The sequence below is a fragment of the Methylobacterium jeotgali genome (genome assembly GCF_022179345.1).
GTDB classification, from domain to species: domain Bacteria; phylum Pseudomonadota; class Alphaproteobacteria; order Rhizobiales; family Beijerinckiaceae; genus Methylobacterium; species Methylobacterium jeotgali.
On record NZ_BPQR01000049.1, the window covers coordinates 1 to 17,387 of the forward strand.

The following is a 17,387-nucleotide window of genomic DNA, read 5'->3' on the forward strand; positions in this document are numbered from 1 at the left end:
GATCGGCCTGCGCCGCGCCGAGGGCCCGCTGCGCCTCGACGCGACGGGCTATGTCACCCGCTACACCGGCTTCATCTATAAGCGCCTGACCGGCTTCACCTGCGGCGACACCTTCGACACCTGCGGCGTGAACGGCGGCCCCTTCCGGCAGGTGGCCTACTCGCAGGCGGACGCGACCTTCCACGGAGCGGAGGTCGCAGCCCAGCTCGACCTCTGGGCGATCGGCAAGGGCTTCGCCGGCCTCAACGCGCAGTATGATTTCGTGCGGGCCCGCTTCGACGACGGCACCAACGTGCCGCGCATCCCGCCCCACCGGGTCGGCGGCGGCGTCTTCCTGCGGGCGGACGGCTGGTTCGCGCAGGTGAACCTGCTCCACGCCTTCGCCCATACCGAGACCGCGCCGCTGGAGACCCGTACGCCGGGCTACGACGACCTGCGCGCCGAGATCGCCTATACAAGCCCCCTCGACCCGGCCGTTCACGGCCTCAGCGAGGTGACGCTGGGCCTGCGCGGCTCGAACCTCCTCGACGTGGTGATCCGCAACGCGGCTTCCTTCAAGAAGGACGAGGTGCCCCTGCCCGGCCGCAACGTGCGGCTCTTCGTGACCGCCCGGTTCTGAGACCGGGTTTCCTGAGGCGGGAGGAAACATATATAGAACAAACTCCCGCCGCAGGTCGGTTCCGATGTCCGCCACCGCCGAGATCCTGATCCCGCTGGCCCTCGACACGCCCTACAGCTACGCGGTGCCCGCCGGGCTCGCGCTGTCCGAGGGCGACGTCGTGCAGGTGCCGCTGGGCCCCCGCGAGACGCTGGGCGTCGTCTGGTCCGTGGCGGAGCGGGCGGGCGGCTCGAACCTGCGGCCCGTCACCGGCCGCGTCGATGTCGGGCCCCTACCCCCGGCGCTTCGCGCCTTGGTCGACTGGCTCGCCCGCTATACCCTGGCGCCGAAGGGCTCGGCGCTGGCCATGGCGCTGCGCGTCCCCGACGAGGCCGCCCGCCGGGAGGTCCCACGGGTCGGCGTGCGCGCCACGGGCAAGCCCCCGGCGCGGGCTACCGCCGCTCGCACCAAGGTTCTCGCGGTCGCCGCAGACGGGACGCTCCGCGGCAAGACCGAGCTCGCCAAGGCGGCGGACGTGTCGCTCTCCGTCGTGGACGGCCTCGTCGACGACGGCGCCCTGGAGGCGGTGGCGCTCCAGCCGGAGCCCGTCGCCCTGCCGCCGGACCCGGACTTCGCCCGCGGGACGCCGCTGTCGGACGCGCAGTCGGAAGCCGCAGCGACGCTGTCGGCCGCCGAGGGAGCGACCGTGACGCTGCTCGAAGGCGTCACCGGCTCCGGCAAGACGGAGGTCTATTTCGAGGCCGTCGCAGCCTGTCTGCGTAGGGGGAAGCAGGCGCTGATCCTGATGCCGGAGATCGCGCTGACGGCCCAGTTCCTCGACCGCTTCGCCGTGCGCTTCGGCGTGCGCCCGGCGACCTGGCACTCCGGCGTCAGCGGCAGGCGGCGGGAGCGCATCCGGGCGGGGGTGGCCGACGGCGAGGTTTCGGTGGTGGTCGGGGCGCGCTCCGCCCTGTTCCTGCCCTTCGCGCGGCTTGGGCTCATCGTCGTCGATGAGGAGCACGAGACCGCCTACAAGCAGGAGGACGGGGTCCACTACCACGCCCGTGACATGGCGGTGGTGCGCGGACGAATCGAGGAATGCCCCGTTGTGCTCGCCTCGGCGACGCCCTCGATCGAGAGCCGCGTCAACGCCGAGCGGGGGCGTTACCGGCGCATCGTGCTGCCCGAGCGCTTCGGCGGCCGGCGCCTGCCCGACATCGCGGCCGTCGACATGCGCCTCGACAAGCCCGAGCGCGGCCGCTTCATCGCCCCGCCCGTGGTCGCCGCCGTGCGGCAGGCGCTGGCGGATGGCGAGCAGGCGCTGCTCTTCCTCAACCGGCGGGGCTACGCGCCGCTGACGCTCTGCCGCTCCTGCGGCCACCGCTACCAGTGCCCGCAATGCTCGACTTGGCTCGTGGAGCACCGCTTCCGCCGGGCGCTGGTCTGCCACCAGTGCGGCCACGCCGAGCGCCGGCCGGAGGCTTGCGTGGAGTGCGGCACCATCGACAGCCATACCGCCTGCGGGCCGGGCGTCGAGCGCATCGCCGAGGAGGCGGCGGAGCTCTTCCCCGACAAGCGCATCATCGTGCTGTCGAGCGATTTCCCCGGCGGGGCCGAGCGCCTGCGGGCGGAGCTCGATGCGGTGGCGGCGGGCGCGTGCGACATCGTCATCGGCACGCAGCTCGTCGCCAAGGGACACAACTTCCCGCACCTGACGCTGGTCGGCGTGCTCGACGCCGATATCGGCCTCACCTCCGGCGATCCGCGCGCCTCGGAACGGACCTTCCAGCTCCTTCAGCAGGTCACGGGCCGGGCCGGGCGCGGAGAGCGGCCGGGACGCGCCCTCGTCCAGACCTACCAGCCCGGCCATCCGGTGATCGCGGCGCTGCTCTCGGGCGACGCCGAGCGCTTCTACGCCGAGGAGATCGCCGCCCGCGAGGAGGCGGAGCTGCCCCCGTTCGGGCGGCTTGCGGCGCTGATCGTCTCGGGCACCGACAAGCAGGCGGCGGAGGCCCACGGACAGGCGCTCGCCCGCGCCGCGGAGCCGCCGCCGGGAATCGCCGTGCTGGGGCCGGCGGAGGCCCCGCTCGCCCTGATCCGGGGCCGCCATCGCTTCCGGCTGCTGGTCAAGACCGAGCGCAGCGTCGACATCCAGGCCTACCTGCGGGACTGGCTGGCCCGGGGGCCGAAGCCGAGGGGAAACCTGCGCGTCACCGTCGACGTCGACCCGCAGAGCTTTCTGTAAGGCTCATCCCCCGCCATCGAGCGTGCACCGCTTGCCGCGCCCCGTTTCGATGCTAGCCTCCGGGCGCACATCCAGAGGAGCGGCCGCGTGCTGAGCTACGAGAAGAAGCCGGAGTCCGACATCGCCGAGATCGTCGTCGACGGGAAGATCTCCGACGAGGAGATGAACGCCGTCATCACCGCGATGAAGAGCGATCTCGGCACGGGCCGGAAGCTCCGGCTGCTCGAGGACGTGCGCGCCTTCGAGGGCATGGAGCCGGCGGCCTTCTTCAAGGACCCGCGCTTCGGCATCGAGATGATGAAGGGTGTCAGCCACGTCGCCCTGGTCACGGACGCCCACTGGCTCAAGGTCGTGGCCGAGACGTTCAGCTTCGTGTCGCCGGCCAAGATCAAGGTATTCGAGCGCGCCAAGATCGACGAGGCGCGCCAGTGGCTCGCCGCGGCCACGGCCTGACGACGAAGCGCCTCAGCGGCCCCCTCGGCGCAGGGTCTCCACCACCCTCCGGTGCGGGGCCGTGTAGCGCTTGAAGTAGGCCTGACCTCGCGCCTGCGCCTCGGCGATCTGCTGGCGGTCGAGGCGCGAGGCCGCCTGCATGGCGTTCGTCATGGCGGCCTCGTCCATGATCGAGGCGTGGGTCGCCGGGTAGATCCAGGCGAAGCCCTCGACCGGATCGTGGGGCACGCCGCGCCCCTCCGTGTAGAGGATGCCGAGCTCGTTGCCGGCCTTGTAATGCCCGCGCTCCGCCGCGAAGCGGTACCAGCGCACCGCTTTCGCGAGGTCGGGCGCGACGCCCTGCCCCTTGCGATAGGCCTGCGCGAGATTGAACGCGGCGAGCACGCTGCCGCGCTCCGCGCCCTGGCGGTAGTAGGAGAGGGCCCGGCCCTCGTCGCGGGGCACGGCGCGGCCTTCGGCGTAAGCGACGCCGAGGTTGTAGAGGGCCTGCGGGTCGCCCTTGACGGCGCCGGCCTCGAAGGCGCGGAGCGCGGCCGGGTAATCGCCCCGGTCGTAGGCCCTGATGCCGGAGGCGATGTCGGCGCGGGCGCCGCCGCCGAACAAGCCGGCGAGAAGACCGAGCACCATCGCCATCGCCCTGCCCGCGATTCGCATCCGCCGCTCCCCTTCTCGAAAAGGACGGTCGGAGCGCGGCCTTATTCCGCCTGGGCGGTGCGGGTGTTCTGGCGGCGGGCCGTCCAGCGGCCGGAGCAGAGGGCCGAGACCTTCCAGGTGCCCGAGCCGGTCTGCGCGAGGAGACGGCCGGAGACGGCGCCGCTCGCGGTGCCGTTGGAGACGCTCAGGCCCACGGTGCCGTCGCTGCCGACGCGCCCGCTCATGCGCGCGCCGTCGCTCGCCGAGACCAGCTGCACGCTGCCCTCGTTGACGGCGACCGAGTAGCGGTAGCGGCTGTCGCACAGGCCGCTGTCGGTCACGAGCTCGACGGACCAGGTGCCATTGAAGCCGCCGGCCTCTGCTGCTCCCGCCTTCTCCACGGCCGGGCCGCTCGCGAGACCGGCGCCGAGGGCGAGAACAAGGGCGACGTGCTTCATCAGGAACCTCTCATCCGGCTGCGGGCACCGGCGGCCGTCCCGCGTGTATTCGCGAGTGGTGCCGGGAGAACCGCCCCGGCGGCGGGTGCGCGGATGGAAATCCGATAGCGGAACGGCGAGAATATGACCAATCCGAAGAATTCAGCGCGCGCCGCCGTAAAGCTGATCGGGACTGAACCTCGACTGAATACCGCATCTCTCCCGTCATCCTCGGCCGCCAGTAACGGCAGAGCTTGAGATCGACCGGAGCGCCGCGAAGATCGGCGGATGGGAACTGTCTCGCTTGCTCGCTCGTTGCCGCCCGAACCTTGGCCGCCCGAACCGTGACGACAACAGGAGACGATTCATGCGCCATCCCAGTCCCGCCGCCCTGCGGCCCGGCCGAATGCTCCTCGGTGCGGCGTTCCTCGCCGGCCTGAGCGGCGCGGCGGCCGCCCAGACCACGATCATCGAGCGGGACGAGCCGCGCGCCGTTCTCATCGAGCGCGAGGACCCGGTGGTGGTCGAGCGCCGCGCGGTGGTGCCGGCCGTGCCAGAGGGCGGCTGCGAGCGCACGACGACGACGCGCACGGAGATCGACGGCTCCTCGACGACGGTACGCCGGGAGCGCTGCGACTGACGGGACCTTAGGCCCTCAGCGCCCCGTCGAGATCCTCGATGAGATCGGCGGGGTCCTCCAGGCCGATCGAGAGGCGCACCACCTCCGGCCCGGCCCCGGCGGCGCTCTTCTGCGCGTCGGTGAGCTGGCGGTGCGTGGTCGAGGCCGGATGAATCACCAGCGAGCGCGTGTCGCCGATGTTCGCGAGGTGCGAGAACAGCTCGAGGTTCGACACGAGCTTGACGCCGGCGTCGTAGCCGCCCTTCAGGCCGAAGGTGAAGACGGCCCCCGAGCCTTTCGGCGTGTAGCGCCGGGCGAGCGCGTGGTAGCGGTCGTTCTCCAGGCCCGGATAGCTCACCCAGGAGACCGCCTCGTGCCCGGCGAGGAAGCGGGCGACCTCCAGTGCGTTGTCGCAGTGGCGCTGCATGCGCAGGGGCAGCGTCTCGATGCCGTTGAGGATCAGGAAGGCGTTGAAGGGCGAGAGCGCCGGGCCGAGGTCGCGCAAGCCGAGCACGCGGCAGGCGATGGCGAAGCCGAAATTGCCGAAGGTCTCCGAGAGCACCATGCCGGCATATTCCGGCCGGGGCTTCGAGAGCATCGGGTAGCGTTCGTCGCCGGCCCAGGGGAAGCGGCCGCCGTCGACGATGAGGCCGCCGATCGAAGTGCCGTGCCCCCCTAGGAACTTCGTGGCCGAGTGCACGACGATGTCGGCCCCGTGCTCGAAGGGGCGGATCAGGTACGGGCTCGCCATGGTGTTGTCGACGACGAGCGGGACGTTGTGGCGGTGCGCGATCTCGGCGATCGCCGCGATGTCCGTGACGACCCCGCCGGGGTTGGCGATCGACTCGCAGAAGATCGCCTTGGTGCGGGGCGTGATCGCCCGCTCGAACGAGGACGGGTCGTCGGTGTCGGCCCAGACGACGTTCCAGCCGAAGCTCTTGTAGGAGTGGTTGAACTGGTTGATCGAGCCGCCGTAGAGCTTGTTGGCGGCCACGAACTCGTCGCCCGGCTGCATCAGGGCGTGCATGGTCAGGAACTCGGCGGCGTGGCCAGAGCCGACGGCCAGCGCAGCGGTGCCGCCCTCCAGCGCCGCGATCCGCTCCTCCAGCACCGCGTTCGTCGGGTTGGTGATGCGCGAGTAGATGTTGCCGAAGGCCTGGAGTCCGAACAGCGAGGCGGCGTGGTCGACGTCGTCGAAGACGAAGCTCGTCGTCTGGTAGATCGGCGTGGCGCGGGCGCCGGTCGCCGCGTCGGGGGCCGCGCCGGCATGGATGGCGAGGGTCTCGAAGCCGGGCACGCGGTCGGACATCGGCAGCTTTCCTGAAGGAGGCGGCCCCGTCGCCGGGGCCGGTCGTCGGGCGGGTTTAAGCCCCGGCGGCGCGGGCAGGCAACCCGCGACCCGGTGAGGGTGCGCATGCCGAGCCTTCTCTCCTCAAAAAGGCCGGAAATTGCGTGCGTTCGGGCAGGGCCGCCGGATCTGCCGCGCGGCACCGGAAGGTCGATCCGCCTCGATGTTGAAAACCGCCTTCGTCGCCGCGCGCGACCGTCAGCGCCTGTCCGAGATCGCCGCCGTGCTGATCGGCTTCGGCGTCAACAACGTCGTGGACCGGCTGGGCCTGCGCTACATCCCGATCGTGCCCCGCCGGAAGCCGCGGGTTGACGTGACGCGGCTCTCACAGCCCGAGCGCCTGCGCCGGGCGATCGAGGCGCTGGGGCCGACCTTCATCAAGTTCGGGCAGGTTCTCGCGAGCCGGCCGGACCTGCTCTCCCCGATCTGGACCGAGGAGCTGGAGAAGCTCCACAGCCAGGTCTCGCCGATGCCCTGGGAGCAGATTCGCCCGCAGCTCGAGGCCGATCTCGGCGCCTCGCCCCACGAGGTCTTCGCGGAGTTCGACACCAACGCCATCGCCTCGGCCTCGATCGCGCAGGTCTACCGGGCGCGCACCCACGACGGCGAGGACGTGGTGGTGAAGGTGCTGCGGCCGGGCCTGCGCAAGGTCATCGACGCCGATCTCCGGCTGATGGCGCACGGGGCGCGCATCGTCGAGACCGAGTGGCCGGACATGGCCCGCTACCAGCCCCGCGAGCAGATGCGCCACCTCGCCGCCGGCCTCAACGGCGAGCTCGACCTCATGAACGAGGCGAGGAACTGCGAGCTTCTCGCGGCGATGTTCGAGGACCGGGACGACATCGTCTTCCCGAAGATCTTCTGGGAGTGGTGCTCCGAGCGGGTGCTCGTGCAGGAGTTCATCCACGGCATCCGCCCGACCGACGAGGAGGGTCTCCGCGCCGCGGGCGTCGACAAGAAGCTGCTCGCCCAGAAGGGCACCGACGCCTTCCTGCGCATGGCGCTGATCGAAGGCGCCTTCCACGCCGACCCGCATCCCGGCAACCTGCTGGCGCTGCCGGGCAACCGCATCGGCTTCATCGATTTCGGCATCGTCGGCCGGCTCTCGCAGAAGCGGCGCAACCAGCTCCTCATCCTGATCGGCGCCATGCTGAAGCAGGACGCCGACGGGCTGATGGCCGTGCTCCTCGATTGGACGGGCGCCACCAACCCGGACCTGACCAAGCTCGAGGGCTCCGCCCAGGCCTTCGTGGAGCGCCACTCCTCGATCCCGCTCAACCTCGGCGAGGTGCTGACCGACTTCATGACCATGGCCCGCGAGAACGATCTCGCGATGCCGACCGACCTCGCGATCCTGTTCAAGGGCCTCGTCACCGCCGACGGCGTGATGCGTCACCTCGATCCGAACTTCGATCTCTTCGCCGCCGCCGGGCCGACCGTGCGAACGACGATGTCCCGCCAGTTCTCGCTGACCGGGCTCAAGCAGAAGGCCGAGGCGCTGGGCGTCGGCCTGTTCGGCGCGGCCTCCGAATTGCCGACTCTGATCCACCTGATGCTGGTGCGGCTCAAGCAGGGCCGCGTCACCGTCGAGATCGAGGTGAAGGGGCTCGACAAGGTGACGCGCGGCATCGAGCGGGCCGCCGCGCGGGTCGCGGTCGCACTCGTCGTGGCGGCCTTCGCGACGCAGCTCGCGCCGCGCCTCATCGAACTCGGTACCCCGGCCATCGTGACGACCGGCGTCGTCGTCTTCACCCTCGGCATCGGGTGGCTGGTGCTGCTCGGGCGCAACCGGTAGCCGCGCCCTCGAAACGCGGCCCCTGTCGAGCACCGCTCGTGCCGATCGGATCATCGCGCGGAAGGGTGCGGAAGGAATCGTCCGCGGATCGCCATGGTGCCGGTGCACGGGGTCGCGGGGTGCCCCGTCCACAGCTTCGGCGACCCGGCGAAGCGCGGCGAAACGGACGACGGCCTTCGTGCCGACGGTCGTCGCCCCCTTGGCGCGTGCACCGTCTGGAACGGTCCCCGTGCGACCTTCCGCGCTCTCGCAATGCACAATGAAGCGGCGGCCGTCCTTGACGGGGCGGGATGCGGGGAATAGGGCCCGAAGTTCGTTGCAGGGATCGCCGACGGCCTGATGACTGAAACGCCCCCCCCGGATCTTGCCGAGAACCCCGTGGTGCTCCTCGTCGAGGACGATGGGCTCCTGCTCATGGAAGCGTCGGACACGCTCGCCGACGCCGGGTTCACGGTGGTCGAGGCGACCCATGCCGACAAGGCGCTCAAGGTCCTCGAGAACCGCGACGACGTCGGCGTGCTGATGACCGACGTCGACATGCCGCAGGGGTCGATGGACGGCTTCGCGTTGGCCCGCCTCGTGGCGCGGCGCTGGCCCGGCATCCCGGTGCTCGTCGTCTCGGGGATGGGCACGCCCGGCCCCCATGACATGCCCGAGGGCGCCCGCTTCATCCCCAAGCCCTACGAGCCGCGAACCCTGGTGCGGACCCTCCGCGCCTTCGTGCAGCGCACCGCCTGAACCGAGATCCGATGTCGAGCGCGCACCGCTTCGCCACGCAGGCCATCCACGCCGGAGCCGCGCCCGACCCGGCGACCGGCGCCCGCGCCACGCCGATCTACTTCACCAACGGCTTCGTCTTCGACTCGACGGAGCAGGCCGCCGACATCTTCGCCATGCGGCGCACCGGCTTCTCCTACTCGCGCGGCTCGAACCCGACCGTCGCGGCGTTGGAGCGGCGCGTGGCGGCGCTCGAGGGCGCCAAGGCCGCCGTCGCCGTGTCCTCCGGGCAGTCGGCAGTGCTGCTGGTGCTGATGACGCTGATGCGCTCGGGCGAGGCCTACGTGGCCTCGCCGCGCCTGTTCGGCGGCTCGCTCGGCCTGATGCGCCGGCTCGACGGGCGCTACGACCTGAAGCCGCAATTCGCCGCCGGGCTCGACCCGGCGGATTTCGAGGCGGCGATCACCCCGGAGACGCGGGCCATCGTCTGCGAGTCGATCGTCAACCCCTGCGCGACGGTGGTCGACATCGCCGGCATCGCCGAGGTGGCCCGCCGCCACGGCCTGCCGCTCGTCGTCGACAGCACGCTCGCTTCGCCGGCTCTGATCCGCCCGATCGAGCACGGGGCGGACATCGTCATCCATTCGACCTCGAAGTTCCTCGGCGGCTCCGGCCAGACCATCGGCGGCATGATCTGCGACGCCGGCCGCTTCGACTGGACGCGGCCCGGTCGCTACAACCTCCTCAACGAGCCCTGGCCGGACTATGACGGCCTCGTCGTCACGGAGCGCTTCCCGGACTTCCCCTTCGCGGTCGCCTGCCGCCTGTTCGGCCTGCGCGATCTCGGGCCCGGCCTCTCGCCGATGAACGCCTTCCTGACGCTCACCGGCATCGAGACCCTGCCGCTGCGCATGGCGCGCCACTGCGCCAACGCGCGGGCGGTCGCAGCCCATCTGAAGGACCATCCGGCGGTGGAATGGGTGAGCTACCCCGGCCTGCCCGGACAGCCCGGCGAAGAGCTTGCCAACCGCTACGTGCCGCAGGGTCCGGGCTCGATCTTCACCTTCGCGCTCAAGGGCGGCGAGCCGGCGGCGCTGCGCTTCATCGCGGCCCTGGAGCTCGTCTCGCATCTCGTCAACATCGGCGAGATCAAGTCGCTGGCGATCCACCCGGCGACGACGACCCACCGCCAGTTGCGGCCCGAGGAGCGGGCGGCGGCCATGGTCGGACCCGAGACGGTGCGCCTCTCGATCGGCCTCGAGAACGTCGAGGACATCCTGGCCGACATCGACCAGGCGCTGGCGCAGGCCGCCTGAAGGTTACTCGGCCGCCTCGGGCAGCGCCGCCAGGAGCGGCGGCAGCGCGGGCTCGGGGCGCTCCAGGTAGGGCGGGACGTCCCGACCCGCCATCGGCCGGCTGTATAGGTAGCCCTGGGCGCAGGTGCAGCCGCCGAGATCGAGGAACATCGCCTGCTCGGAGGTCTCGACGCCCTCCGCCGTCACGTCGAGGCCGAGGCTGCGGCCGAGGCGCAGGAGCGCGGTGACGATCGCCGCGTCGTTGGCGTCCCGCGTCAGGTCCGAGACGAAGCTGCGATCGATCTTGATCTCGTCGACGGGGAAGCGCTTCAGGTGCGTCAGCGAGGCGTAGCCCGTGCCGAAATCGTCCAGCGCGACGCGGATGCCTGCGGCTTGCAGCGCGTTGAGCACCTCGCAGATGCGCTCCGCCTGCCCGTTCAGAAGCACGGTCTCGGTCACCTCGACCCCGAGCCGCTCCGGCGGCACGCCGTACTGTTCGAGAACGGCCAGCAGCTTCTCGGCGAGCGCCTTGTCGGCGAACTGCGCCGTCGAGAGGTTGATGAACACCCGGCCCGGATCGATCCCCACGGCGAGCCAGCCGGCGATGTCGGCCACCACCTGCTCGGCGAGGTTCGAGCCGAGCAGGACGCCGATCTCGGCATCGTCGAACACGCTCTCGAAGGCGCCGGGGGACAGGATGCCCTTCACCGCGTGGTTCCAGCGGGTCAGCGCCTCGAAGCCGACGACGCGGCCCGTCGCGAAGCTGACCTTCGGCTGATAGAACGGCACGATCCGGCCCTCGTCGAGGGCGGCGCGGAACTCCTGGTTCAGCCGCACCCGCGCATCGATCCGGGTGCGCAGCGCCGGCTCGAACAGCGCGGCTCGGTTCCGGCCGGCGCCCTTGGCGGCGTAGAGGGCGAGGTCGGCGTTGGTGAGGAGCTCGGCGGAACTCGCCGCCTGCTGCGGATAGAGCGCGAGCCCGAGGCTCGCCCGCGTCTGGATGTTGCGGCCGGCTACCGCCACCGGCGCGCCGAGCACGTCGAACACCGCCTGCGCCACCGCCAGGATGCGGCGGTTCCCGTCCGGCCCGTGACGGGCGCCGTCGGCGACGACGATCACGAACTCGTCCCCGCCAAGACGGGCGACGAGGTCCTTTCCGCCGACGGTGCCGGAGAGCCGGCGGGCGATCTCGATCAGCAGCGTGTCGCCGGCATCGTGCCCGAGGGTGTCGTTGATCTCCTTGAAGGCGTCGAGGTCGAGCAGGATCAGCCCGACGCTCGACGCGCCGACCGCCGCCGAGACGATGGCCGTGTCGAGGGTCGTCTGGAACAGCGCCCGGTTGGGCAGGCCGGTCAGCGCATCATGGGTCGCGGCCCGCTGCACGGCCTGCTCGTCGGCCTTGCGGTCGGTGATGTCGACGAGGCTCGACACCACGCATTCCTCGCCGGCGATGTCCACGCGCCCGGCCGAAAGAAGAACCTGCCGCTGATGCCCGTCCGCCGTCTGGAGAGGCAGCTCGATGTTGCGCACCTTCTGGTGCGCCGTGATCCCGGCGTGGATCCGCCGGCGGCCCTCGCTCGGAACGAGGTCGCGGGTCGTCAGGTGCGCGTAGCCATCCTGCCGCGGGATGCGGAAGAAGCGGATCGCGGCCTCGTTCATGCTGGCGATGCGGCCGGTCCTCGTCGAGACCACCACCGGGACGGGCACGGCCCCGAACATCGCCTCGACCAGGCGCTTGCTCTCGGCAAGGTCGAGATTGGCGCGCCGCTGCGCCTCGGCCGCCGCCCATTCGAGCCGGCGCAGGCGATTGGAGCGCATCACGGACAGAAGCAGCCCGATGATCTGGATGCTGAGGGCGAGAATCAGGCCGAGCGCCGTCGCGGGGATCGGCGGCGGCAGCATGTAGGCCGCCATCAGGATCGCGGAGCTTCCGAACGCGACGATCACGGTCCAGCGGAAGCTCGTCGGCACGACGAGCATGAACAGCGTCGGCAGCAGCAGCACCACGAACAGGGCGATGTCCGAGCGCGACGAGACCAGGAAGGCGATCGAGATCGTGGCGATCGCCTCCCAGGCCAGCATGATGCGCTGGAGGACGCGGAACTCCGAGACACGGGCGGCCAGCAGGAAGCAGGCGATGGAGGCGAACACCACGATGAGGCGAGCCGGGACGGCGACCCAGAAATGCGGCTCGCCGTAGAAGCGCCAGTCGCTCGCCAGGAACGCGAAGTTCAGAACCGTCGAGAGCGCGAACATCAGGCGCGCGTGGCGGCGCGTCTCGGGCAGCCGACCGGCCTGGAACGCGGCTTCCTGCGCAGGGCAGAGAAATTCGCCGCCGATGCGGCTTAGTTGGACATCGGCCATGCGGATCAACCTGCCGCCGAATGCCTGAAAACGGGTTAATACCTGTGACGGAATCGATCCGATCGGGGCCGGTCGACCGTCACCGACCCGCTTTCGTCGAACGACGTCTCACGCCGCTCCGCAGACCCGTCAGTCAGCCGGCAGCCTCGTCGGGTCCGGGGCCTGCGCCCGAATCGCCGCGCGCGGCGATCGCCCTCAGGGCGCCGCGCAGGGTGCGCACGTCCTGCTCGGTCATGGCCATGCGGTGGAACATGTCGCGCATGTTGCGCGCGATGCCTTCGCGCTTGCCCGGCGGGTAGAAGGCCGCCTCGTCGAGCAGGCCCTCGACATAGTCGAACAGCGAAAGCAGCGCCGCCTTCGGGGCCGGCGGCGACAGCATCTCCCCGGAGAACGGGATCGCGGCCCGGCCGCTCGCACGGCGCCACTCGTAGCCCACGAGGAGCACCGCCTGGGCGAGGTTGAGGGAGGGGAAGTCCGGCGAGACCGGGAAGGTGACGATGGCGTCGGCGAGCGAGACCTCGTCGTTGTCGAGCCCGACCCGCTCGCGGCCGAACAGGATGCCCGCCCGCTGCCCGGCCGGGCGCGCGGCCAGCTCGGCCATGGCAGCCTCGGGGGCGAGCACCCGCTTCATCTGGCCCCGCGAGCGCGCGGTGGTGGCGAGCACCAGGCCGAGATCGGCGATGGCCTCGGGCAGGCTCGCATAGATGCGGGCGGCGTCGAGCACGTGCGTGGCACCGGAGGCCGCCTCCCGCACGCCCTTCTTCGGCCAGCCGTTCTTCGGGTTGACGAGGCGCAGGTCCGAGAGGCCGAAATTCGCCATGGCGCGGGCGGTCATGCCGATGTTCTCGGCGAGCTGCGGCTCGACGAGGACGATGGCGGGGGTGTCGGCGGGAGGGATCTCGAGGGGCATCGCGTCTGCAGGGGCCGGCCGGGGCTCGGGCGCCGATGGCACCGACGGCCGGGCTTGTCCAGCGCGGGCCCGTTCTGACAGCGCCGCCAAGCTGTCACCGGCACGGCCCCCTCCCCTGCCTTCCACCGTCAGGCCCGCCGGGCTATGACCCGGCCCCGAGTGCACGGCCCTTGCGAGGGCCCCGGCTCCGCCCCTCGCGGCGGGAACCTCAAGAAGGCTATCGGCTCATGAGCAAGATCAAGGTCGCGAACCCCGTCGTCGAGCTCGACGGCGACGAGATGACCCGCATCATCTGGTCCGAGATCAAGACCAAGCTCATCCACCCCTATCTCGACCTCGACCTCGACTACTACGACCTCGGCGTCGAGCACCGGGACGCCACGAACGACCGAGTCACGGTCGACGCGGCCGAGGCGATCAAGCGCCACGGCGTCGGCGTGAAGTGCGCGACGATCACCCCCGACGAGGCCCGGGTGAAGGAGTTCGGCCTCAAGGAGATGTGGAAGTCGCCCAACGGCACCATCCGCAACATCCTCGGCGGCGTCATCTTCCGCGAGCCGATCATCTGCAAGAACGTCCCCCGCCTCGTGCCGGGCTGGACGCAGCCCATCGTGGTGGGCCGCCACGCCTTCGGCGACCAGTACAAGGCCACCGACTTCAAGGTGCCCGGCAAGGGCCGCCTGACCGTCAAGTTCGAGGGCGACGACGGCACGGTGATCGAGAAGGAGGTCTTCAAGTTCTCCGGCGCCGGCGTGGCGCTGTCGATGTACAACCTCGACGACTCGATCCGCGACTTCGCCCGCGCCTCGTTGAACTACGGGCTGGCGCGCAAGTACCCGGTCTACCTCTCGACCAAGAACACCATCCTCAAGGCCTATGACGGGCGCTTCAAGGATCTGTTCCAAGAGGTGTTCGACGCGGAGTTCAAGTCGCGCTTCGACGCGCTCGGCATCGTCTACGAGCACCGTCTCATCGACGACATGGTCGCCTCGGCCCTGAAGTGGTCGGGCGGCTATGTCTGGGCCTGCAAGAACTACGACGGCGACGTGCAGTCGGACACCGTCGCCCAGGGCTTCGGCTCGCTCGGCCTGATGACCTCGGTGCTGCTCACCCCCGACGGCCAGACGGTCGAGGCCGAGGCCGCCCACGGCACCGTGACGCGCCACTACCGCGAGCATCAGAAGGGCAAGGAGACCTCGACGAATTCCATCGCCTCGATCTTCGCCTGGACCCGCGGGCTCAGCCACCGGGCGAAGCTCGACGGCAACGCGGATCTGGCGAAGTTCGCCACGACCCTCGAGACGGTGTGCGTCTCCACCGTCGAGTCGGGCTTCATGACGAAGGACCTCGCTCTTCTCGTCGGCCCCGACCAGAAGTGGCTTTCGACCACCGGCTTCCTCGACAAGGTCGACCAGAACCTCAAGACCGCGATGGCCGGCTGAGCCCGGAAGCGCGCCGACCCGGCTTCAGGGCCGGGTCGGCGTTCGGGACGATCTCGACAGAAACGGACCGCGAAGCGCCCCTTGAGCTGAAGATCCGTCGTCAGCTCGGCTGCTCCTCGACCTCCTCCAGATCCTCTTCCGGGATCGGATCGGCCTGCGAGGGCCGCGGCGGGGATTTCGGGTCGGATGCGGGCTCCGGCTCGTTGGCCGCCGGATCGGTCTCGCGGGTATTCATGGTCTGCCTCCTCGTGTCCGGGACAAGCCGGGACGCGAGGAGGGTGTTCCGAGGCGCCCGATCAGCCCTGCCGCGGCTCGGTGCCCTCGTCCCCGCCGGGCTTGTCCGTGCCCTGTTCCGGGCGGCGCGTCGTCTCGCGGGCGCCGGTCTGCTCCTTCTTCACCTCGTCGATCAGCTCCTCGGCCGTGTCGCGGTCGCGCTCCCGATCCATCGTGTCGTCTCCTGTACTGGAGGGACGACATGGCGCGGCGCGGCGGCCGCGCAAGGGAAGCGGGCCCCTGCCATGCCCCGTCCGGGGTCGATTCCCGGACGCGGAGCGTTTAACGCGGCACGCAGCACCACCGCTCAGAAGCGCACACCGGCACGCAGGCTCCGCACGATGATCTCCTCTCCCCTCATGACCGTGATGGTCGACGCCGCGCGCAAGGCCGCCCGCGGCCTCAAGCGCGACTTCGGAGAGGTCGAGAACCTTCAGGTCTCCCGCAAGGGGCCGGGCGACTTCGTGTCGGCGGCCGACCGCAAGGCCGAGGAGGTGGTGCGCGATGCCCTGATGAAGGCCCGCCCCGGCTACGGCCTGGTGCTGGAGGAGGAGGGCCGCATCGAGGGCAGCGACACCAGCCACACCTGGCATGTCGACCCGCTCGACGGCACCACCAACTTCCTCCACGGCATCCCGCATTTCGCGATCTCGATCGGCCTGGAGCGCGAGGGCCAGATGGTGGCCGGCGTCATCTACGATCCGATCAAGGACGAGCTGTTCGTTGCCGAGCGCGGCAAGGGCGCCTACCTCAACAACCGCCGCCTGCGGGTCTCGGCACGCACCGACATGGCCGACGCGGTGGCCGGCTACGGCACCCCCTATCTCGGCCGCGGCAGCCACGCCGTGCTGCTGCGCGAGGTCGCCGCCGTGATGGCGGTGACCGGCGGCACCCGGCGTATCGGGGCGGCCTCCCTCGACCTCGCCTACGTCGCCTGCGGGCGCCTCGACGTCTACTGGGAGCGCGACCTGAAGACCTGGGACATGGCCGCCGGCATCGTCCTCGTGCGGGAGGCGGGCGGCTTCGTCACCTCCGCCGACGGCGCACCGGACCCGATGCCCTCGAAGTCGGTCGCGGCGGGCAACGAGACCCTGCATCGGGAGCTCGTGGCGCTGCTGCGCAAGGCGAACGGCTGAAGCGAGGGGCGTCGCTTCAGCTTTTCAGCCGGCACGGCATCTGCTTAAAGCCCTGCGGCCTCGTCTCGATCGGGCGGCGCCGCCCCCTCGACGACGGCGCGACCGGCGCCCGTCCGGCTCAAGGCTGACGCCCGCATGGAACCTCGCCGCCACGTCGCGCTGAAGGAATCGATCCGCTCGATTCCCGACTATCCGAAGCCCGGCATCATCTTCCGCGACATCACCACCCTGCTGAGCGACCCCCGCAGCTTCCGCCGGGCGGTCGATTCGCTGGTGCATCCCTACGCGGGCGGTCGCATCGACCAGGTGGCCGGCATCGAGGCGCGGGGCTTCATTCTCGGGGGCGCCGTGGCGCACCAGCTCTCGTCCGGGTTCGTGCCGATCCGCAAGAAGGGCAAGCTCCCGCACACCACCGTCAAGATCGCCTACGCGCTGGAATACGGCACCGACGAGATGGAGATCCATGTCGACGCGGTGAAGCCCGGCGACCGGGTGCTCCTCGTCGACGACCTCATCGCCACCGGCGGCACCGCGACGGCGGCGGTCAACCTGCTCCGCCAGATCGGGGCCGAGGTGATCGCGGCCTGCTTCGTCATCGATCTCCCCGACCTCGGGGGCGCCCAGCGCCTGCGCGACCTCGGCGTCACTGTCCGCACGCTGATGGAGTTCGAGGGACACTGAGTCGTTCGTGCGCAGGTCCCGGTCCCCGGACCCTGCGCGATCCGGCGCATGGGCGCCGCCGCCCGGTCGGGCCTGCGCTTCGCGGGAGCCGACCGTGGCAAGGGCCGGAAGGTCAATTCGCGTTGACTTTCCGGACCCCACCCCTCATAAGCCGCCCGGTCGCGAACCGGCGCCCCGTTCGGGCGCCGGATCGCGTTTGAACCCCATTCCACGAGGATGCGCGAGGGCTCATGGGCGCGGGAAGCCGCCGCCCGCCGGAGCGCGCCCCGGCCTGACGGAGCCTAGAGCCATGAAGCGCACCTATCAACCGAGCAAGCTCGTCCGCAAGCGCCGCCACGGCTTCCGTGCGCGCATGGCGACGGCCGGCGGCCGCAAGGTCATCGCCGCCCGCCGCGCCCACGGGCGCAAGCGTCTCTCGGCGTAAGACAGCGACACCCGCCC

General features: G+C 70.7%; 18 protein-coding genes. 11 read left to right on the plus strand and 7 right to left on the minus strand.

Annotation, left to right across the window (positions count from 1 at the left end):
• The 3 genes from MFF04_RS14670 to MFF04_RS14680 all read left to right on the plus strand — a co-directional run.
• Positions 1 to 619: TonB-dependent receptor (locus MFF04_RS14670; protein WP_238276841.1), on the plus strand; the 619-nt coding region annotated here is incomplete at its 5' end.
• A 64-nt stretch (positions 620 to 683) separates the two neighbouring features.
• Positions 684 to 2,843, plus strand: a complete 2,160-nt coding sequence (locus tag MFF04_RS14675) for a primosomal protein N' (RefSeq protein WP_238276843.1) — start codon at positions 684 to 686, stop codon at positions 2,841 to 2,843.
• Positions 2,844 to 2,930: 87 nt separating this feature from the next.
• On the plus strand, positions 2,931 to 3,296 hold the full coding sequence (locus MFF04_RS14680) for a SpoIIAA family protein (RefSeq protein WP_238276845.1): 366 nt from the start codon (positions 2,931 to 2,933) through the stop codon (positions 3,294 to 3,296).
• A 12-nt stretch (positions 3,297 to 3,308) separates the two neighbouring features.
• Here MFF04_RS14680 and MFF04_RS14685 read toward each other — a convergent pair whose 3' ends face one another.
• A complete protein-coding gene (locus tag MFF04_RS14685) occupies positions 3,309 to 3,950 on the minus strand; it encodes a tetratricopeptide repeat protein (RefSeq protein WP_238276847.1) in 642 nt (213 codons plus the stop codon).
• A 41-nt stretch (positions 3,951 to 3,991) separates the two neighbouring features.
• Positions 3,992 to 4,387: a hypothetical protein gene (locus MFF04_RS14690; RefSeq protein ID WP_238276849.1), complete on the minus strand. Its 396-nt coding sequence runs from the start codon at positions 4,385 to 4,387 to the stop codon at positions 3,992 to 3,994.
• A 346-nt stretch (positions 4,388 to 4,733) separates the two neighbouring features.
• Here MFF04_RS14690 and MFF04_RS14695 point away from each other — a divergent pair, with 346 nt between their 5' ends.
• A complete protein-coding gene (locus MFF04_RS14695) occupies positions 4,734 to 5,006 on the plus strand; it encodes a hypothetical protein (RefSeq protein ID WP_238276851.1) in 273 nt (90 codons plus the stop codon).
• A 7-nt stretch (positions 5,007 to 5,013) separates the two neighbouring features.
• Here the strand turns inward: MFF04_RS14695 and MFF04_RS14700 are convergent, their stop codons facing one another.
• Positions 5,014 to 6,294, minus strand: a complete 1,281-nt coding sequence (locus tag MFF04_RS14700; protein ID WP_238276853.1) for an O-acetylhomoserine aminocarboxypropyltransferase — start codon at positions 6,292 to 6,294, stop codon at positions 5,014 to 5,016.
• 202 nt (positions 6,295 to 6,496) lie between these two features.
• Between MFF04_RS14700 and MFF04_RS14705 the strand changes: the two genes are divergently transcribed.
• The 3 genes from MFF04_RS14705 to MFF04_RS14715 all read left to right on the plus strand — a co-directional run bounded on the left by MFF04_RS14705 (position 6,497) and on the right by MFF04_RS14715 (position 10,161).
• Entirely contained in the window at positions 6,497 to 8,128 is a 1,632-nt protein-coding gene (locus MFF04_RS14705) for an ABC1 kinase family protein (protein WP_238276855.1), read from the plus strand.
• 339 nt (positions 8,129 to 8,467) lie between these two features.
• Complete coding sequence (locus MFF04_RS14710; RefSeq protein ID WP_238276857.1) at positions 8,468 to 8,866, plus strand: response regulator; 399 nt, start codon at positions 8,468 to 8,470, stop codon at positions 8,864 to 8,866.
• 11 nt (positions 8,867 to 8,877) lie between these two features.
• The gene (locus tag MFF04_RS14715; protein WP_238276859.1) at positions 8,878 to 10,161 is read left to right on the plus strand and encodes an O-acetylhomoserine aminocarboxypropyltransferase/cysteine synthase family protein; all 1,284 of its coding nucleotides are present in this window, start codon (positions 8,878 to 8,880) and stop codon (positions 10,159 to 10,161) included.
• A 3-nt stretch (positions 10,162 to 10,164) separates the two neighbouring features.
• On the opposite strand, the gene MFF04_RS14720 is transcribed toward MFF04_RS14715, so the two are convergent.
• Both MFF04_RS14720 and MFF04_RS14725 read right to left on the minus strand, forming a co-directional pair.
• Positions 10,165 to 12,504: a putative bifunctional diguanylate cyclase/phosphodiesterase gene (locus MFF04_RS14720; protein WP_238276861.1), complete on the minus strand. Its 2,340-nt coding sequence runs from the start codon at positions 12,502 to 12,504 to the stop codon at positions 10,165 to 10,167.
• Positions 12,505 to 12,637: 133 nt separating this feature from the next.
• The gene (locus MFF04_RS14725) at positions 12,638 to 13,414 is read right to left on the minus strand and encodes an RNA methyltransferase (protein ID WP_238276863.1); all 777 of its coding nucleotides are present in this window, start codon (positions 13,412 to 13,414) and stop codon (positions 12,638 to 12,640) included.
• A 227-nt stretch (positions 13,415 to 13,641) separates the two neighbouring features.
• Between MFF04_RS14725 and MFF04_RS14730 the strand changes: the two genes are divergently transcribed.
• A complete protein-coding gene (locus MFF04_RS14730; protein ID WP_238276865.1) occupies positions 13,642 to 14,856 on the plus strand; it encodes an NADP-dependent isocitrate dehydrogenase in 1,215 nt (404 codons plus the stop codon).
• Positions 14,857 to 14,956: 100 nt separating this feature from the next.
• Here MFF04_RS14730 and MFF04_RS21945 read toward each other — a convergent pair whose 3' ends face one another.
• Both MFF04_RS21945 and MFF04_RS14735 read right to left on the minus strand, forming a co-directional pair.
• Positions 14,957 to 15,091: a hypothetical protein gene (locus tag MFF04_RS21945; RefSeq protein ID WP_283206375.1), complete on the minus strand. Its 135-nt coding sequence runs from the start codon at positions 15,089 to 15,091 to the stop codon at positions 14,957 to 14,959.
• A 61-nt stretch (positions 15,092 to 15,152) separates the two neighbouring features.
• Complete coding sequence (locus MFF04_RS14735; RefSeq protein ID WP_238276867.1) at positions 15,153 to 15,302, minus strand: hypothetical protein; 150 nt, start codon at positions 15,300 to 15,302, stop codon at positions 15,153 to 15,155.
• Between the two features lie 168 nt (positions 15,303 to 15,470).
• On the opposite strand from MFF04_RS14735, the gene MFF04_RS14740 reads away from it, so the two are divergent.
• The 3 genes from MFF04_RS14740 (at position 15,471) to rpmH (ending at position 17,370) form a co-directional block, all read left to right on the plus strand.
• Positions 15,471 to 16,265: an inositol monophosphatase family protein gene (locus MFF04_RS14740; RefSeq protein WP_238276869.1), complete on the plus strand. Its 795-nt coding sequence runs from the start codon at positions 15,471 to 15,473 to the stop codon at positions 16,263 to 16,265.
• A 135-nt stretch (positions 16,266 to 16,400) separates the two neighbouring features.
• Positions 16,401 to 16,946, plus strand: coding sequence for an adenine phosphoribosyltransferase (locus MFF04_RS14745; RefSeq protein WP_238276871.1), 546 nt, complete (start codon positions 16,401 to 16,403; stop codon positions 16,944 to 16,946).
• Between the two features lie 289 nt (positions 16,947 to 17,235).
• Complete coding sequence (gene rpmH / locus MFF04_RS14750; protein WP_012253788.1) at positions 17,236 to 17,370, plus strand: 50S ribosomal protein L34; 135 nt, start codon at positions 17,236 to 17,238, stop codon at positions 17,368 to 17,370.
• The last annotated feature ends 17 nt before the right edge of the window (positions 17,371 to 17,387 follow it).

Bases quoted from the DNA above. Each gene is read 5' to 3' on its own strand.
- MFF04_RS14675 (WP_238276843.1), top strand. From the start codon at position 684: ATGTCCGCCACCGCCGAGATCCTGATCCCGCTGGCCCTCGACACGCCC.
- MFF04_RS14685 (WP_238276847.1), bottom strand. From the start codon at position 3,950: ATGCGAATCGCGGGCAGGGCGATGGCGATGGTGCTCGGTCTTCTCGCC.
- MFF04_RS14690 (WP_238276849.1), bottom strand. From the start codon at position 4,387: ATGAAGCACGTCGCCCTTGTTCTCGCCCTCGGCGCCGGTCTCGCGAGC.
- MFF04_RS14695 (WP_238276851.1), top strand. From the start codon at position 4,734: ATGCGCCATCCCAGTCCCGCCGCCCTGCGGCCCGGCCGAATGCTCCTC.
- MFF04_RS14700 (WP_238276853.1), bottom strand. From the start codon at position 6,294: ATGTCCGACCGCGTGCCCGGCTTCGAGACCCTCGCCATCCATGCCGGC.
- MFF04_RS14705 (WP_238276855.1), top strand. From the start codon at position 6,497: ATGTTGAAAACCGCCTTCGTCGCCGCGCGCGACCGTCAGCGCCTGTCC.
- MFF04_RS14710 (WP_238276857.1), top strand. From the start codon at position 8,468: ATGACTGAAACGCCCCCCCCGGATCTTGCCGAGAACCCCGTGGTGCTC.
- MFF04_RS14715 (WP_238276859.1), top strand. From the start codon at position 8,878: ATGTCGAGCGCGCACCGCTTCGCCACGCAGGCCATCCACGCCGGAGCC.
- MFF04_RS14720 (WP_238276861.1), bottom strand. From the start codon at position 12,504: ATGGCCGATGTCCAACTAAGCCGCATCGGCGGCGAATTTCTCTGCCCT.
- MFF04_RS14725 (WP_238276863.1), bottom strand. From the start codon at position 13,414: ATGCCCCTCGAGATCCCTCCCGCCGACACCCCCGCCATCGTCCTCGTC.
- MFF04_RS14730 (WP_238276865.1), top strand. From the start codon at position 13,642: ATGAGCAAGATCAAGGTCGCGAACCCCGTCGTCGAGCTCGACGGCGAC.
- MFF04_RS21945 (WP_283206375.1), bottom strand. From the start codon at position 15,091: ATGAATACCCGCGAGACCGATCCGGCGGCCAACGAGCCGGAGCCCGCA.
- MFF04_RS14735 (WP_238276867.1), bottom strand. From the start codon at position 15,302: ATGGATCGGGAGCGCGACCGCGACACGGCCGAGGAGCTGATCGACGAG.
- MFF04_RS14740 (WP_238276869.1), top strand. From the start codon at position 15,471: ATGATCTCCTCTCCCCTCATGACCGTGATGGTCGACGCCGCGCGCAAG.
- MFF04_RS14745 (WP_238276871.1), top strand. From the start codon at position 16,401: ATGGAACCTCGCCGCCACGTCGCGCTGAAGGAATCGATCCGCTCGATT.
- rpmH (WP_012253788.1), top strand. From the start codon at position 17,236: ATGAAGCGCACCTATCAACCGAGCAAGCTCGTCCGCAAGCGCCGCCAC.